We start from the raw sequence: 16390 nt of genomic DNA, 5'->3' as shown, positions 1-16390 counted from the left end.
GCCCTGCTCCTGAGAGAATTTTCCGCAGTGCCAGATGCTTCCCTCCGGTGTCGTGGTCAGCCCTCTCCTTGTCTTCGTCCGCGCGCTTACAGATATGTCTGGCGCTCCAGGGTCGAAATCTCGCGTCCGAATGCAAAGAGTTCGTGACGCTTGATGTCGACCAGCACCTTGTGCATTTCCTCGCCGACGGCGTCCTGCATGTGTTTCGAGGCGGCGAAGGCGTCGATCGCCTCGTCCATCCAGGGCGTCAGGCGCGGTGCCGTCTTCTCGTAGGCATTGCCTTCCACCGGAGGCGGCGGCGGCATTTCGCCGGCCACGCCTTGCAGCATGCCCGCGAGCACGCCCGTCAGCACCAGGTAGGGATTGGCGTCCGCACCGGCGATCCGGTGCTCGATGCGGGCCGAGGCGGGCGTTCCGGCCGGAACCCGCAGCGCCACCGAGCGGTTGTCGAAACCCCAGCAGATCGAGGTCGGCGCATAGGAGCCGGGCTGCATGCGGCGGAAGCCGTTGAAGGTCGAGACAAACAGCAGATGGGCCTCGGGCATCGTGTCGAGCAGGCCCTTGATGGCATAGCCGAGCCGCGCTTCGCCCGTGTCGGGGTCGGCGAAGATGTTGCCCGTGCCGTCTTCCATCGAGACATGGACATGCATGCCGTTGCCCGGCCACTCGACGAAGGGCTTGGCCATGAACGAGGCCTTGAGATTGTGCTTGCGGGCAACACCGGCGACAAGCCGGCGCAGCAGCACCGCGTCGTCGGCGGCGCGAAGCGGGTCACGCTGGTAGTGCAGGTTGAGCTCGAACTGCCCGGGAGCCGCCTCGGAGACGGCGGCATCGGCGGGGATGTCCTGCGCGTCGGCGGAGCGGCGGATCTCGTCGACCAGCGGCATGAAGGCCTCAAGGTCGGACAATGCGTACATGTTCTGCCGCGCAGGCCCCAGATGGGTCGAGAAGACCGGCGTCGGCGCGCCGCTCCAGTCGCCGTCGTCCTGGTCCTCGAAGAGATAGAACTCCAGTTCGAACGCGGCCGTTGCGCTCAGTCCGTGTTCGCCAAGGCGCGAGGACATGCGCGACAGCACGTGGCGCGGGTCGCACATGAAGGCGCCGCCCTGCCTGTCATGCATGGACAGGAGCACCTGTGCCGTCGGGCGCTCCGCCCAGGGGACCGAGCGCAGCGAACCGGGTACCGGCCAGCACACGCCGTCCTTGTCGCCGGTTTCGATATGCATGCCGGTTTCCTCGACCTCGCGGCCCCACACGTCGAGGCCGAAGAGGGAGAAGGGCAGGGCGACACCGCTTTCGAAGACCTTGCGCAGCGCGCTTCCAGGCAGCCATTTGCCGCGCAGGACGCCGTTGCTGTCAGGCAGGATCACCTCGAGCGTGTCGAGGTCCGGATGTTCCGCCTCGAATCGGGCGACCTCCTCCTGCCAGTCGTCTCCGCCGGCCGGGCGCTGCCAGGCCGAGCGATGGGGCTGCAACATGAAGTCCTCCGGTTGGGATGGCGGATCGTCCGGGATGGACCGATTGCCGGATTGGGAAAAATGTGATCACGTAGCGGCAAGACTGTCAAGCAAGCCGGCCGGAGGGCCGGTCAGCAGGGTTCTGAAACATGATGGAGCCGCTGTCGGGCCGGCCAGGAGCCCCTAGGGAGCACCCGCGCGGCGCGAGCATCGCCAGGGATGGAGCGTCGGCGCGCGTCTCGGTCCGGGACACCGTGGAACGGGCCGTACGCGAGGCGTTGCTCACCGGGCGGTTCGTTCCGGGGCATGCCGTGACACTGCGGGGCCTGGCGCAGGAACTCGGCGTCAGTCCGATGCCCGTGCGCGAGGCCGTGCGCGCCCTCTCGGCGGGAAACGCTCTCGAGATCCGCCCCAATGGACGCATCCAGGTGCCGACAATGACACGTCCGCGCCTGGAGGAGCTGCTCAAGGCACGGCTTCTTCTGGAGCCTGAACTTGCCGGCCTCGCCGGACCCGGGTTGACAGATGCGGATGCCGCAACGCTCGAGGCGATCGACGACAGGATCGACGAAAGCCTCAACGGGGGCGATGCGGAGACCTACATGCGGCTCAACCATGCCTTTCATTTCCGGATCTATGGTGCCGCCGGATCGCAAGTGTTCCTGCCTCTGGTTGAAACTCTCTGGTTGCAGTTCGCACCCTTCATGCGCACCGTCTACGGACGGGTCGGCACGTCCGCTCTGGTCGATCATCACAAGGAGGCGATCGGCGCGATACGCGGTCATGATGCGTCGGCATTGCGGGATGCGATCGCCGCCGATATTCGCTGCGGCATGGACCTGCTCGTCGAGGGTTTTCCGGCCGCGGGGTGACGAAAAGAGAATTGCCGGGTATAAATGTGATCACAAATTGGCGTGAGAATGACGGTTCATGGCCCGGGCATCGGGGGCCGCCGGCGGACACGCCTGAAAGGCGAAAGACGTGAGCAAGAAGAAGAAGCAGGCACCCAGTATCAACAGCCGTCGCGGCGTGGGCTCTCTGGAGGATGCGCGCACATGGCTGTCGGAACGGGGCATCGAGGACATCGAATGCATCGTGCCCGACCTTGCCGGGGTCGCGCGCGGCAAGATGATGCCGACGGAAAAGTTTTTCTCCGGCCCGGTCATGACCATGCCGGCCTCGATCTTCGCGCAGACGATCTCCGGCGACTATCCGCCGGACGATGAGCGCTTCCAGCACAACACGACCGATGGCGACCTGTTCTTCCGCGCGGATTATTCGACGCTGACGACCGTGCCCTGGGAAAGCGATCCGACCGCGCAGCTCATTCACGACGCCTATACCCGCGAGGGCATCCCGGTGGAGACGGCCCCGCGCAATGTGCTCAAGCGCGTCCTGCAGCTCTATGAGGACGAAGGACTGGAGCCGCTTGTCGCGCCCGAGATGGAATTCTATCTGGTGCGCCCCAACACCGATCCGGACTATCCGCTGGAGCCGCCGACGGGTCGTTCCGGCCGTCCCGAGGTGGGCCGGCAGTCCTATTCGATCTCGGCGCTGAACGAGTTCGACGACCTGATCGACGACATTTACGACCTCTCCGAGGCGCAGGGGCTGGAGATCGACACGCTGATCCACGAGGAAGGCGCGGCGCAGATGGAGATCAACCTGCGCCACGGCCGGCCGCTGGAGCTTGCCGACCAGGTGTTCCTGTTCAAGCGCACGATCCGCGAGGCGGCGCTGCGTCACGAGATGTATGCCACCTTCATGGCCAAGCCGATGTCGAACCAGCCCGGTTCCTCGATGCATATCCACCAGTCGCTGGTCGACAAGGAGACGGGGGCCAACGTCTTCTCGCTGGAGGACGGCGAGGCGTCGCCCCGGTTCCTGTCGTTCATCGCCGGCCATCAGGCCTATCTGCCGGCCGTGACCTGCATCCTGGCACCCTATGTGAACTCCTACCGGCGCTTCACCCGGGGGACGACGGCGCCGGTCAATGCCTATTGGGGCTATGACAACCGCACCGTCGGCCTGCGCGTGCCCAACTCCAAGCCTGCGGCCCGGCGGCTGGAGAACCGGGTGCCCTCGTCGGATGCCAATCCGTATCTTGCCATCGCCGCCTCGCTTGCCTGCGGATATCTGGGGATGAAGCAGAAGCTGACGCCGGACGAGCCGCGCAGCGGCAATTTCAGCGAGGACATGCACGCCCTGCCGCGTGGCCTGCTGGAGGCTGTGGCGCTGTTCGGGGAATGCGATGAACTGATCGATGTTTTCGGGGAAAAATTCGTCGCCACCTACCGGGCTATCAAGCAGGAGGAGTTCGAAACCTTCATGAAGGTGATCAGCCCCTGGGAGCGGGAATACCTGCTTCTCAACGTGTGATCGGCACGCTCGAATCCTCGCCGGACGCGGGAACACATGAACGAAAATCGGGAGAGATGACGCCATGAGCGGTGCATCCAACATCTATCCGACGGCAGAGCTGCGTGCGCGTGACGCGGCCCACCACATGCATCCGTTTTCCGATACGGGGGCGCTGAACCGGGAGGGCGTGCGTGTCATAACCGGTGCCGAAGGCGTCTGGCTGACCGACAGCGACGGCAACCGCTACATGGACGGAATGGCGGGTCTGTGGTGCTGCCAGGTCGGGCATGGGCGGGACGAGATCGCCGATGCCGTGAACCAACAGATGCGCGAGCTCGACTACTACAACACGTTTTTCAAGACCAGCCATCCGCCGGTCATCGCCCTGTCGGAGAAGCTGGCCGAGCTCAGCCCGCCGCAGTTCAACCGGGTCTTCTTCACCTCCTCCGGCTCGGAGGCCAACGACACGGTCTTCCGCATGGTCCGCACCTATTGGGACCTGATGGGCAAGCCGGAGAAGAAGACGATCATCGGCCGCTGGAACGGCTATCACGGCTCGACGCTTGCCGGCACGAGCCTGGGCGGCATGACCGCGATGCATGGCCAGGGCGATCTTCCGGTTCCCGGCGTTCATCACATCGCCCAGCCCTACTGGTTCGGCGAGGGCGGCGACATGTCGCCTGACGAGTTCGGCGTCTGGGCGGCGCGCGAACTGGAGCGCGCCATCGACAGGCTCGGCGAGGACAAGGTTGCCGCCTTCATCGCCGAACCCGTCCAGGGGGCGGGCGGCGTGATCATCCCGCCCGACACATACTGGCCGGAACTCTCGCGCATCTGCCGCGAGCGCGGGATCCTGCTTGTCGCCGACGAGGTGATTTGCGGGTTCGGCCGCCTCGGAAAATGGTTCGGGTCGCAGCATTACGGCATTGAGCCGGACCTGATGCCGATCGCCAAGGGTTTGTCCTCCGGCTACCTGCCGATCGGCGGTGTGATGGTTGCCGACAGGGTGGCGGATGCCTTCATCGAAAAGGGCGGCGAGTTCTTCCACGGCTACACCTATTCGGGACACCCGGCCTGCTGCGCGGCTGCGCTTGCCAATCTGGAAATCATGCAGCGGGAAAAGCTGGTGGAGCGGGTCGCCGACGATATCGGCCCCTATCTGCAGGCGAAGTGGCGCGCTCTGGGCGAGCATCCGCTGGTCGGGGAGGCGCGCATGGTCGGCCTCGTCGGAGCGCTGGAACTGGTTCCGGCCAGAGGCGACAGGACGCGAAAGTTCGCGTCCGTCGGCGAAGCCGGGACGCTCTGCCGCGACCTGTGTTTCGACAACGGGCTGGTCATGCGGGCGGTGCGCGACAGCATGATCATCTCGCCGCCGCTGGTGCTCACCCGCGAAGAGGCCGACGACATGGTGGCTCGCATCGTCCGCACGCTCGACCAGACCCATGCGGCGCTGAAGAAGGACGGACGCCTCGCCGCCTGACGGCGAGGCGCCGGAAGACCCGCATGGCCGATGCCACGAGCGCTCACACCCCGTCCTACTACGCGGCGACAACGGCCGACCGCCAGGTGCGTCCGGCACTCGCCGGGCGGGTCAGGTGCGACGTGGCGATCGTCGGTGGAGGGTTCACTGGGCTCAACGCGGCCATCACCCTTGCCGAAGCCGGTCGCTCGGTTGTGCTGATCGAGCAGCATCGCGTCGGCTGGGGCGCGTCCGGTCGCAATGGCGGCCAGTTGCACAGCGGCCAGAGGCGCGACCAGCATCATCTCGAGCGGACCTGCGGGAGCGAAACCGCCCGCCGGCTCTGGGAAATGGCGGAGGAGGCGAAGGCGCTTTTGCATGAACGGCGCATCCGTCACGCCATCGACTGCGACTGGATGCCGGGCCTCATCCATGCCGCCCACAAGCCCCGGTTCGTTGCCGAGGAATGGGACTATGCCGAGCATCTCAACAAGGTCTACGGCTACGACCGCGTGGAGCCACTCGAGCGCGATGCGCTGGCCACGGCCATCGGCACCTCCAACTATTTCGGGGGATCCCGGGATTCCGGCGCCGGGCACCTGCATCCGCTGAAGCTTGCGCAGGGGCTCGCCGACGCCGCCGAGGCTGGCGGGGTGGTCATCCATGAGGGCACGGCTGCGACCGCGGTCACGGATCGGGGCGGCAGGGTCGAGATCACGACGCCGAAAGGCGTGATCGATGCGGAAACGGTGCTTCTTGCCGGCAATGGTTATCTCGCCGGGATCGACCCTGACAGCGAAGCCCGCGTCATGCCGATCAACAACTACATCCTGACGACGGAGCCGCTTTCGCAAGCTGCCGCCGATCACCTGATCCCGGGGCGGGAAGCGGTCTCGGACAGCCGCTTCGTCGTCTACTACTGGCGCCTGACATCGGACCGGCGACTGCTCTTCGGGGGCGGCGAGACCTACAGGCGCGGGTTCCCGCCGGACATGCGCAGTTTCGTGCGCTCGCACCTTCGCAATGTCTATCCCCAACTCGCCGAGGCGCCCGTGTCCCATGCCTGGGGCGGAACGCTTGGCGTTACCCGCTCGCGCATGCCCTGCCTGCGCCGGGCGCGCCCCGGCGTCTACGTCGCTGCGGGCTTTTCCGGGCACGGCGTTGCGATGGCAGGCTTCTGCGGCCATGTGGCGGCGCGCGCGATGCTCGGCGATGCGGAGCGTTTCGATGTCTTCGCTGGTCTTGCGCCAGGGCGCTTTCCCGGTGGACGCACCTTGCGTTGGCCGATCCTGGTTCTGGCCATGAGCTGGTTTGCCCTGCGCGACCGGCTCGGGTGACGGGAAGAGCCGTCGTCAGGCGCGTTCGGTCGACTTGTCGCGGAAGCTGCGGGCCGATGTCCGGGCCAGCAGGATCGACGGCAGCAGGCCCACCATGACGATCAGCAACGCGGGCAGGGCGCCGTCGGCGAAAGCCTCGCGCGAGGCGGCGTTGTAGACCGTTGTAGCGAGCGTTTCGAAGTTGAAGGGGCGCAGCAGGATCGTTGCCGGCAACTCCTTCATGCAGTCGACGAATGCAAGCAGCAGCGCGGTCAGGAGCACCGGGCGTATCATCGGCAGATGCACCTCGAAGAGGATGCGGCCGGAACTCCTGCCGAGGGTGCGCGCCGCCATGTCGAGATGGGGGGTCACCTTGCCGAATCCGCCCTCCACCTGCCCATAGGCCACCGCCAGGAAACGGACCATGTAGGCGTAGACCAGGGCGGTGCCCGAGCCGATCAGCAGCAGGCCCGTCGAGAATCCGAAGGTCGAGCGTGCGACGCCATCGATGAAATTGTCGAAGGTCGCGAGAGGAATGAGGATCCCGACGGCGAGCACCGTGCCGGGAATGGCATAGCCGATCGAGGCGATGCGCCCGAAGAGCTGCGTCGCCGGATTGGCCTGAACGCGCTGGGCATAGGTCAGAACGATGCCGATCACCACGGTAAGCAGGGCGGCTGCAACCGACAATGACAGGGTGTTGACGACGGCGGCGGCGAGTGCCGGATCGCCGAGCTCGTCGAGCCGGCGGCTGGCATAGTCGACGAGCAGGGCGGCGGGAAAGACGAAGCCGATCATTACCGGCGCGGCGCAGGCCGCTGTCGCCAGTCCGGCGCGCCAGCCTCCGAGCCGGTAGCTCGGCAAGGCCAGATAGCGGGTCGAGGTCACGTGAAAGCGCTGCCTGCGGCGGGCGTGCCGCTCGATCCACAGAAGCGCGAAGACCAGCGCCAGCATCGCGCAGGCAAGCTGCGCGGCGCCGGCAAGGCTCGAACGGTTGATCCATGTGTCATAGACGGAAAAGCTCATCGTATGGACGCCGAAGAAGGTGACCGCGCCGATGTCGTTGAGGCATTCCATCAGGGCAAGCGACACCCCGACGACGATCGCCGGGCGCGCCAGTGGCAGCGCGACGCGGAAGAACAGGCGCAACGGCCCGGCGCCCAGTGTCCGCGAGACGTCGAGCGTGCAGGCCGACTGAAGCAGGAAGGACGCGCGCGTCGTCAGGTAGACGTATGGATAGAGCACGAAGCCCATGACGAAGATCGCGCCGCCAAGCGAGCGAACCTCGGGAAACCAGTAGTCCCGCGAGGTTCGAAATCCGAAGACCTCCCGGATCGCGGTCTGCACCGGTCCGGTGAAGTCGAGGATTTCGACATAGGTATAGGCGATGATGTAGGTCGGCACCGCCAGCGGCACGAGCAGCGCCCAGTCGAAGAAGGCGCGGCCGGGAAAGCGGCACATGGTCACGAGCCAGGCGGTTCCCACGCCGACAACGAAGGTGATGGCGCCGACGCCGGCCATCAAGAGGACCGTGGTCCAGAGCGAGCGCGGCAGGACGGTTCCAATGAGATGCCCCCAGACATCTCCGGTGGGCTGGGTAGCAAGGACGGCAAGCGCGACGACCGGCAGCAGCGTCAGTGCCGCGACCGCAAAGCCGGCGACGAGCCAGATCCGGTCGACCAGAGTGGCCGAGGAACGCGGAACGGGGGCCGCTGCTCTCGGGGTGTCCATGCGGGCGGTGTCGGTCATGGGATCGTCGGGTTGCTTGCTGGCAAAACCGGTCGGACGGGTTGCACCGTCATCCGGAAGGGCCGCTGGCTGGAAACGGTGAACGGGGCCCGACCTCGTGGTCGGGCGCCGCGCAGAAGCGGATTGCGTCGGGACGTTGGTCCGTCAGCTTGCAGGACCGTCGTTGTAGCCGACCTTGTCGACCAGTTCACTGGCGGTCTTGCGGTTCTTGGCGATCTCGTCCAGCGGCAGCTCGTCCGCCTTGAGCTCGCCCCACGAGGCGACCAGCTCCGAAATCTCGACGCCCGGCTTCACCGGATACTCGTTGTTGGCCTCGGCGTAGATGTGCTGGGCCTCTTCCGAGGACAGGAACTCGACGAGCTTCAGGGCTGCGTCCGGGTTCGGGGCGTTCTTGGCCATGACGACGCCGGAGATGTTCACATGCGTGCCGCGGTCGTCGGCATTCGGGAACAGGATCTTGACCGAGTTGGCCCAGTCCTTCTGCTCCGGCTCCTTCTCGTTGGTCAGCATCGCACCCATGTAATAGGTGTTGCCGAGCGAGATGTCGCATTCGCCGGCAAAGATCGCCTGGACCTGGCCGCGGTCATTGCCCGAAGGCTTGCGGGCGAGGTTGTCGCGCAGGCCGGCGAGCCACTTCTCCGCCTCCTCGGCTCCCAGATGGGAGACCATCGAGGCGAACAGCGCAATGTTGTAGACGTGCTGGCCGGAACGGGTGCAGATCCTGCCCTTCCACTTCGGGTCGGCCAGTTCCTCATAGGTGATCGTGTCCTGCTCGACACGCTCCTTGGACGCGTAGACGATGCGCGCACGGGTCGTCAGGCCGATCCAGTGGCCCTCGGGATCGCGATAGCTGGCCGGAACGTTGCCATTGACGACGTCCGAGGAGACCGGCTGGGTGATGCCCATCTGCTTGGCGCCGTCGAGACGACCGATGTCGACTGTCAGCAGAACGTCGGCGGGAGAGTTCGCGCCTTCGGCCTCGATACGCTCGGCAAGGCCGTCGGAGGCGAAGATCACGTTGGCCTTGATGCCGGTTTCCTTGGTGAAGGCCTCGAGCAGCGGCTCGATCAGGAAGGGCTGGCGATAGGAATAGATGTTCACCTCGCCTTCGGCGACGGCAGGCGTCGCGATCGCGGCGGAAGCGAGCAGCACGGCGGACAGCGCCACACCGCGCAGGGCGGAAACGTTCTGGATCATGTGTCTCTCCCAGCACCCAGGGGACAAGGCCCTGATGTCGGTTTGCGTTGGCGCGGAGCATCTGCCGTTGCGGCAAGATCACCACACGCGCCCGCATCATAGAAACAGGAGTTTTTCTGTCAACAAATATTGCTTTTAATATCAATAGATTAGAAGAGTTCAAAACTAACCTGAATGACAGTTTCCGGTTTTCGCAGAGCGTCTAGCGGGAAAATGCCGGGCTTGTCAGGGTGATGGCGTGTGGCCGGCGAGCACGTCGCGCATCCAGGCCGTGTCGATGTTCTGGCCGCACAGGATGACACCGGGCGTCTTGCCCCGTTTGCCGTCGGCCATCAGCGCCGCCAGGGAGGCGGCGCCGGCGCCTTCGGCAAGATTGTGCGTGGAGCGGTAATAGAGGCGGATGGCTTCGGCCACCTGGTCGTCGCTGACGCGTACGATATCCTCCGCACCGGCGCGGATCATGGCAAGCGCCGTCTCGTCCGGACAACGCACCGCCATGCCGTCGGCAAAGGTGGCGGCGCTCGCCGTTTCTGTCCGCTTGCCCGTCTCGAGAGACTGCGCGTAGGCGTCGGCCTTGTCGGACACCACGCCGACGATCTTCGTCTTGAGGCCAAGGACGTCGCGCGCGGAGATGAGCCCGCAGATGCCCGAACCCAGTCCTATCGGCACGTAGACGACATCGAGTTCCGGCACCGCCCGCAGGAATTCCATGGCATAGGTCGCAACGCCGCGCACGAGATCGGCGTGGAAGCTCGGGACCATGAACAGCCCGCGCTCCTCGGCCAGCGCCTGGGCATGCGCCTTGGCCGCGTCGAAATCCTCTCCCTCCTCGACAAGTTCCGCGCCGAAGGCCCGCATTGCAGCGTTCTTCTCGGTGGAATTGCCGCGGGGAACGACGATGGTGCAGGCGATGCCGTGCCGGCTCGCGGCGAAGGCAAGGCTCTGTCCGTGATTGCCGCGGGTGGCCGAGACGATGCCGGTGCCGCGTGTCGAGCGGCGGGCCAGTTCATGCAGCATGACGAGGCCGCCTCGCACCTTGAATGCGCCGGTCGGAGTATGGTTTTCGTGCTTGACCCAGATGGGGCCCCCGACCGCCTCGGCCAGCAGCGGCCAGGCATATTGAGGGGTCGGACGCATCGACCGGTAGATGATGTCGGCTGCGTCTTCGATTGCGGCGAGAGTGAGCATGGTGTGTCCACGAAAACGGGGCGCGGCCAGCGGCGCGCGGCCAAGGGGAGGATGGTCACACTGGCAAGGAAGCACGCAAGGGTCAATCCGCACCGGACCTGTTGCCCGGCGCGTCATCGTTATCCTGCCGGACTACTCGGCAAGCACTCGCTGCGGCGGGAAGGTCACCTCGATCAGCGTGCCGTGATTGACCTCCGAATCGATGCGGAAGCTGGCCCGGTTCGCCTCGACCAGCGCCTTGGTGAGCGGCAGGCCAAGTCCCGTGCCGCCGCCGTGGCGGGCGGTGTGCAACTGGCGGAAGGGTTCCATCGCCGCCGCCAGGTCCTGATGGCTCATCCCCATTCCGGTGTCGCGGACCCGCAGGATGACTTCGCCGCTGTCCTCCAGCGCGGTCGAGACGATAACCTGGCCGCCGGGCTGGTTGAACTTGATCGCGTTGGACAGCAGGTTGAGCACGATCTGGCGCACCGAGCGTCCGTCGGCGACGATCTTCGGCACGGAGGTCGGCAGGCTGGCGCGAATGATCACCCGCTCGCGATTGGCCTGCGGCTGCATCAGGGCGACGCATTCGCGGATGATGTCATTGGCCGAAACCGCCTCGAAGGTGAGGTCGAGCTTGCCTGCCTCGATCTTCGAGAGGTCGAGCAGATCGTTGACCAGGCTCATGATGTGCGAGCCGGAATTGTGGATGTCGCGCAGGTATCCCTTGTAGCGGTCGTTGCCGACAGGACCGAAGCGCTCTTCCATCATCACTTCCGAGAACCCGATGATCGCGTTGAGCGGCGTGCGGATCTCGTGGCTGATCTTGGCAAGGAAGTCGGACTTCTGCGAACTGGCGTTCTCCGCCTGCCGCTTTGCGTCGGTCAGTTCTTCTTCCGCCGTCTTCCACTGGGTGATGTCGCGCAGCACCGTGCAGAAGCGCGGACCTTCCGCGCCGTGGCCGACCCGGCCGATGGTCATGAACAGCGGGATCAGGCCGCCCGAGCGCAACTGGCCGATCACCTCGCGCCCGTCATTGAGCACGCTGGCGACACCGTTGCGGGCAAGGCCGTCGAGATAGTCGCTCGCGTCGCGATGGCTTTCCGGCGCCAGGTAATCGGTGAGCGGCGCGCCGATCATGTCCTCTCGCGCCCCGTCGAAAAGCGCCTCGGCCGACCGGTTCACCTTCATGATGCGGCCGCCTTCGTCGAGGATCAGGACGCCGTCCGTCGCGGTCTCGAGCACCGCGTCCATCTCGGCAAGGTGCTCCTCGGCGAGCGACAGGGACGACTGCGTCTCGTGCAGCCGGTCGAGCGCCGCCTCCTGCGCCGGGTCGTGGCGGTCGAGCAGCGACATCATCAGGGCCGTGCCGTCTTTCCAGGCAACGCTGTGCAGACGCGACTTGACCGGCTTTGCCCCGCCATCGGCAAGGCGGATACGCATGGTGCGCTCCGTCATTGCGCCAGGCAGTGAACTCGGCCAGTCCTCCGGTTCCGCGAAAATCGCATCGAGCCCGCCGACCGCATGCAGCGCCTCGAGATCGGGGTAGCCGAGCAGGTCGAGAAGTGTGGCATTGGCGTAGTCCACATCCTCGCCATCGATGATGGCAACGCCAACCGGCAGCTTGTCGAGCAGGCTGGTGCGCGCTGCCCGGGGCGTCGCTGGCACTGGTGCGCGCGGGACGATACCAAGGCTGGCGACATTGCCCGGCGTTGCCGTTTCTGCAGCATCCTGTGCCAAGGGCTCGCCGGCCGGCTTCGTGGCCTCGACAGGGCCTGTGCCCGCGGTGCCCGCCTTGTCCGGTGAAACGGTGGGCACCGACGGCTCGTCACTCTCCGAGCGTGCGCCAAGTGCCTCGGCGATCTTGCGGAAAGCCTCCCTTTCGGGCTTTGACAGGCGCGAAGTGTCGGTGGCCTCGTCCCGGAAGGGCGAGCCGATCGGAACGGACGGGATCGGTCTATCAGCAGGGGCGGGAACGATGGCCGCCTGAGCGGCTTCCTGATCCGTGCGGACTCCAAGCGGAGGCGGGCTGTCGAGCATGTCGGCCTGGATGGCTGCGTCCGCACCGCCGTCATCCGGCGCCTCTGTCACGCGCTCGTCCTCGTCAGCTGCGTCCGGTTCCGCGTTCAGGCTTTCCGGAAGCGCACTCTCCGTCAGTTCGGACAACGCGATATCCTTGTCGCCGCCTTCTGTTTCGGGAGCGCTGTCTTCGGCGACGGGGGTGTCGCCTTCGGACGCGAGGATCCCGGGGAGGGCGGCAGGATGCGAGGCGGACTGTTCCCTTGCATCATCGCCTGCGAACGTGGTTGCTTCGGGCTCGAACGCTTCCGGCTCCGGCTCCGGCTCGAACGCTTCCTCGGCAATCGCGGGCGCGTCGGTATTCGTGGCGGCAACGACGGTGGCCTCGATCATCGCCTCGGGTGTCGCGTCCTCGACATCCGCCTCATCGCCGGAGAGAACCGGCGGCTCGTGCATCAGGTCGCTGGCGACCGGCTCCTCCGCCTCCGGCGTCTCGTCCGGTTCCGACATATCGGCGCCGACGGCGGCCAGGGTCGGCCGCATGGAAAGCCGTGTGCCAAGGGCGTCGGCGTCGTCCTCCGCCTCGCCGGTACGGCAGACACCGAAACCGCGAAACCCTTCGAAGACGCGCTGCCGGTCGAAGGCGGGCAGGGCCGCCATGTCGACAGGAACGCGCAGGGCCGCACCGCTGACCGGCCACGCGACCGTGCGGCCGCTCCAGGTGTCGCGCCGTCGCAGGGCTGCCGACACGCGGCCATCGCGATCCAGATCGAAGCGTTCCGCCACCTCTTCCCAGGTCAGTCCGACGACGTCGGCAGCTTCAGGCCCGAGCGTTTCGGCAAATTCCGGCGACAGGAAGGTGAAACGCCGGTCGATGTCCATCTTCCAGGCAAACCGCACCGGACGTTCGCGCGCGTCGAACTGAAAGCCGGAAGCTACGGCCACCGTCGGAGCAAGTCCGGCCGGGGAGGTGTCGTCCGCCTGCGGCGTCTCGATGTTGTCCGCACCGGGAACCTCGTCGCCGTCGTGCGCCGCGTCGCCGGAAACATCGCGCGCCACGTCGTCAGTCGCATCGGCGTCGGTCGGTCCGTCGGCTGCAACGCTGGCGGTCACGACGTCATCGGCAATCTGGTCGTTGCCCGTCCGCATGCCGTCGGCCAGAGCGGCGTCCTCAGCCACCTCGCTCGCGGGCTCGTCCTCGGCAGGAGAGAAGAAAAGCCCTGTATGAGCGGGGGCGCCGATGTCCTGGTCGCCCTGGTCGCGGCCCTCGATGATATCGAGAGCTTCGCTGGCATCTGTCGCGAATGCCGCGCCGAGGCCGTCCGTGTCGCGATCGGTCGTCTCTGTCTCGCCGGCCAAGGCGTTTTTCATGTCCTCGTCGGCACTCTCCAGCGCCGGCAACGGCTCTTCCGGCGGGGTGGCGGCCTCAACTTCGTCGGCTGCGGCGGCATCGCTTGCGCGCGAGGAGGAAAGGAACCGTGTTCCGCTGGCGAAGGCAAAAAGGCCGCCCTGCGCCCAGCGGCGCCGCGCGGGAGCGGGCTCCGGTGTGGTGGTGCCGGTGTCGACCTCGACCGGGCTCGGCGGCACGGTGCCGACGTGTTCGGCCTCGTCTTGCCCGGCCTCGTCTTGCCTGTCCTCGTCGTGGTGGACCTCGTCGTGGCGGGCCTCTTCTTGTGAAAGAGGGGCACCCGCCAGCGTCTCCGCCGGCCAGGTGGCAGGTTCCCAAGCCTCTGGTTCGAACCCGTCCGGCTCTTCTTGCGGCACGGCGAGGGCTACCGCGTCGGCGGCCGCCGCACCGGTGGCGGGAGCGCTAGTGCCCCGGGCATCGGTGACGGGGGCATTCGTCATGTCGGCAAGCAGCAGGATCGACCCGGTGTCGAGCATCAGTACGGAGGCGTCGCGGGCCGCGCCGCCGATATCGAAGCTCTGGCGCAAGGGGGCATGCTTGGCACCGCGCAGGGCGGTCTTGACGGTGGCGAGATCGGGACCGGCTGGTCCCTCTTCGCCGGCCTGCACGCTGCCGTCGCGGCGATAGAGAAACGCCGCATGCAAGGGGTGGGCGGTCAGGGCGAGCAACGCGCTCTCATCCTGCTCGTCGGCGGTGCCTGGCGCGTCGAGCGCCACGATGAGCGCGCCATTGCTGCCATCGGACAGCACGAGGCGGCGGCATGCGCAGGTCAGAAGCATCACCCGCAGCCCGCGATAGAAGCGCAGGCGGTCGGTCGTGTCGCGGTCGATGGGGCCGGATGTGGCAACGCGGGCAATATGAGGGCGTGCCGGCGCACGCGCCAGCCCGGTCAGGTCGGCAAGCCCGGACAGGCCGTCGACGCCGAAAAACGCAGCGCCTGCCGGATTGGCCCACAGGATGCTCTTCCCGTCCTCTGCCCATATCCAGGCGGGACGGGGATCGGTGAGATAGATGTTGGCGGCAGCGAGGCCGCTCAACGCCATGAAGGTGCTCAACTGGCTGTTCATGGGCACGCTCTCTCCGCCGTTGCGGTGCTCGCCGGTGGTTCCCTCAACCGCGATACGCGGCCGGAACCCGGGCGGTGGTCGTGCGGCACGGTCGAAATCCTTGTCCATCAAGGGCTTTTACGCAAACCCGCACGCAAATACCGCATTCCGTTAACGCCTCACGCGGTAAACAAAGAGTAAATATCGTTTCAAATCCGAGTCGTCCACGCCAAGGGGACCGATTGGCGCCATTCTCTTCAACTGTGGTTAATCCCGGGAATCGGGCATTGGCATGACATCCGCCTGCGAAACGGGGGCGGACAGAGATCTGGGGACTCCCCTTCGACGCTATTTCCTCTAGGATCGAAAGCCGGTGCCGGCGGGCGGACATCCCCTGGCGTCTGGGCATGTGATCAACAACGGCAAGGAGAGGCATCGTGGCGAAAGGCGACAAGAGCGGCTTTGAGATCCCTGAGCAGATGCGAGAGATGGCCGACCAAAGCGTTGGCCAGGCGCGCAAGGCTTTTGACGACTACATGAGCGCGACACGCAAGGCTGTCGGCAGCGCCGAGGATACGGCGCAGACCGTAAAGGCCGGCGCCGACGACATGAGCCGTGCCGCGCTCGAATATACCGAGGAGCATGTCTCTGCCGCGTTCGATCTCGCGCAGAAGATGGTGCGGGCTGGCGATGTTCAGGAAATGATGCAGTTGCAGAGCGAGTATCTGCGCAAGCAGATGGAAGCTCTCGGCGAGCAGGTCCGCGATCTCGGCGACAAGGCGACAAGGACCGCCCAGGACGCAGCCAAGAAGACGCGCGGCTGATGAAGCCCGAGAGGCTGAAGAACACCGGAAACTGACAAGGCCCGGGCGTTCTTCGGGTATCGCGACAGGCGTTGCGTGTTCAAGGCGCCCGCCGCGATACCTGCTCCCGATACGGGATGACGCGGCAAGGCGCGATACGGCGCGGATGGTCTGCCCGGCGTGGCAGGACGCTCTGTCGGGGCAGGCGGAGACCCGGTGCCAGCCGCAGCCGGCTGCGGTTTTTCGTGGCCACGTGTCTTGTGCGATGCAATATTTATGTTGCAATGCACAATGGTCGTTGCTATATACCCTTCTGTAGATGGCGATCGGCGCGTTCGCGTTGAGATCGCAAAAAATTCCCCGCAAGGCGCGGGACGCAGCTCAAGCGCGCCCCGGCCAAAGGAGTTG

General features: G+C 66.0%; 10 protein-coding genes. 5 read left to right on the top strand and 5 right to left on the bottom strand.

Annotated elements, in window-relative coordinates; all coding sequences use genetic code 11:
• Positions 1 to 86: 86 nt before the first annotated feature.
• Positions 87 to 1478, bottom strand: coding sequence for a glutamine synthetase family protein (locus ACN0T5_RS05885; protein ID WP_417767694.1), 1392 nt, complete (start codon positions 1476 to 1478; stop codon positions 87 to 89).
• Positions 1479 to 1606: 128 nt separating this feature from the next.
• Here ACN0T5_RS05885 and ACN0T5_RS05880 point away from each other — a divergent pair, with 128 nt between their 5' ends.
• The 4 genes from ACN0T5_RS05880 (at position 1607) to ACN0T5_RS05865 (ending at position 6614) form a co-directional block, all read left to right on the top strand.
• Entirely contained in the window at positions 1607 to 2329 is a 723-nt protein-coding gene (locus tag ACN0T5_RS05880; protein ID WP_417767693.1) for a GntR family transcriptional regulator, read from the top strand.
• 109 nt (positions 2330 to 2438) lie between these two features.
• Complete coding sequence (locus ACN0T5_RS05875; RefSeq protein WP_417767692.1) at positions 2439 to 3836, top strand: glutamine synthetase family protein; 1398 nt, start codon at positions 2439 to 2441, stop codon at positions 3834 to 3836.
• A 64-nt stretch (positions 3837 to 3900) separates the two neighbouring features.
• Positions 3901 to 5298: an aspartate aminotransferase family protein gene (locus tag ACN0T5_RS05870; RefSeq protein ID WP_417767691.1), complete on the top strand. Its 1398-nt coding sequence runs from the start codon at positions 3901 to 3903 to the stop codon at positions 5296 to 5298.
• Positions 5299 to 5321: 23 nt separating this feature from the next.
• The gene (locus tag ACN0T5_RS05865; RefSeq protein WP_417767690.1) at positions 5322 to 6614 is read left to right on the top strand and encodes an NAD(P)/FAD-dependent oxidoreductase; all 1293 of its coding nucleotides are present in this window, start codon (positions 5322 to 5324) and stop codon (positions 6612 to 6614) included.
• 15 nt (positions 6615 to 6629) lie between these two features.
• Here ACN0T5_RS05865 and ACN0T5_RS05860 read toward each other — a convergent pair whose 3' ends face one another.
• The 4 genes from ACN0T5_RS05860 to ACN0T5_RS05845 all read right to left on the bottom strand — a co-directional run bounded on the left by ACN0T5_RS05860 (position 6630) and on the right by ACN0T5_RS05845 (position 15200).
• Positions 6630 to 8342, bottom strand: coding sequence for an ABC transporter permease (locus tag ACN0T5_RS05860; RefSeq protein WP_417767689.1), 1713 nt, complete (start codon positions 8340 to 8342; stop codon positions 6630 to 6632).
• A 144-nt stretch (positions 8343 to 8486) separates the two neighbouring features.
• Positions 8487 to 9539 carry a Fe(3+) ABC transporter substrate-binding protein gene (locus ACN0T5_RS05855; protein WP_417767688.1) on the bottom strand — a complete coding sequence of 351 codons (1053 nt, stop codon included), beginning with the start codon at positions 9537 to 9539 and terminating at the stop codon, positions 8487 to 8489.
• A gap of 225 nt (positions 9540 to 9764) precedes the next feature.
• On the bottom strand, positions 9765 to 10727 hold the full coding sequence (locus ACN0T5_RS05850; protein WP_417767687.1) for a threonine dehydratase: 963 nt from the start codon (positions 10725 to 10727) through the stop codon (positions 9765 to 9767).
• A gap of 132 nt (positions 10728 to 10859) precedes the next feature.
• Complete coding sequence (locus tag ACN0T5_RS05845) at positions 10860 to 15200, bottom strand: ATP-binding protein (protein WP_417767686.1); 4341 nt, start codon at positions 15198 to 15200, stop codon at positions 10860 to 10862.
• Positions 15201 to 15616: 416 nt separating this feature from the next.
• Between ACN0T5_RS05845 and ACN0T5_RS05840 the strand changes: the two genes are divergently transcribed.
• Positions 15617 to 16003, top strand: coding sequence for a phasin (locus ACN0T5_RS05840; RefSeq protein WP_417767685.1), 387 nt, complete (start codon positions 15617 to 15619; stop codon positions 16001 to 16003).
• The last annotated feature ends 387 nt before the right edge of the window (positions 16004 to 16390 follow it).

This window comes from Stappia sp. (genome assembly GCF_048261845.1).
Taxonomy (GTDB): Bacteria; Pseudomonadota; Alphaproteobacteria; order Rhizobiales; family Stappiaceae; genus Stappia.
This window is presented reverse-complemented; position numbering and strand designations above follow the sequence as displayed.

Bases quoted from the DNA above. Each gene is read 5' to 3' on its own strand.
- ACN0T5_RS05885 (WP_417767694.1), bottom strand. From the start codon at position 1,478: ATGTTGCAGCCCCATCGCTCGGCCTGGCAGCGCCCGGCCGGCGGAGAC.
- ACN0T5_RS05880 (WP_417767693.1), top strand. From the start codon at position 1,607: ATGATGGAGCCGCTGTCGGGCCGGCCAGGAGCCCCTAGGGAGCACCCG.
- ACN0T5_RS05870 (WP_417767691.1), top strand. From the start codon at position 3,901: ATGAGCGGTGCATCCAACATCTATCCGACGGCAGAGCTGCGTGCGCGT.
- ACN0T5_RS05865 (WP_417767690.1), top strand. From the start codon at position 5,322: ATGGCCGATGCCACGAGCGCTCACACCCCGTCCTACTACGCGGCGACA.
- ACN0T5_RS05860 (WP_417767689.1), bottom strand. From the start codon at position 8,342: ATGACCGACACCGCCCGCATGGACACCCCGAGAGCAGCGGCCCCCGTT.
- ACN0T5_RS05855 (WP_417767688.1), bottom strand. From the start codon at position 9,539: ATGATCCAGAACGTTTCCGCCCTGCGCGGTGTGGCGCTGTCCGCCGTG.
- ACN0T5_RS05850 (WP_417767687.1), bottom strand. From the start codon at position 10,727: ATGCTCACTCTCGCCGCAATCGAAGACGCAGCCGACATCATCTACCGG.
- ACN0T5_RS05845 (WP_417767686.1), bottom strand. From the start codon at position 15,200: ATGAACAGCCAGTTGAGCACCTTCATGGCGTTGAGCGGCCTCGCTGCC.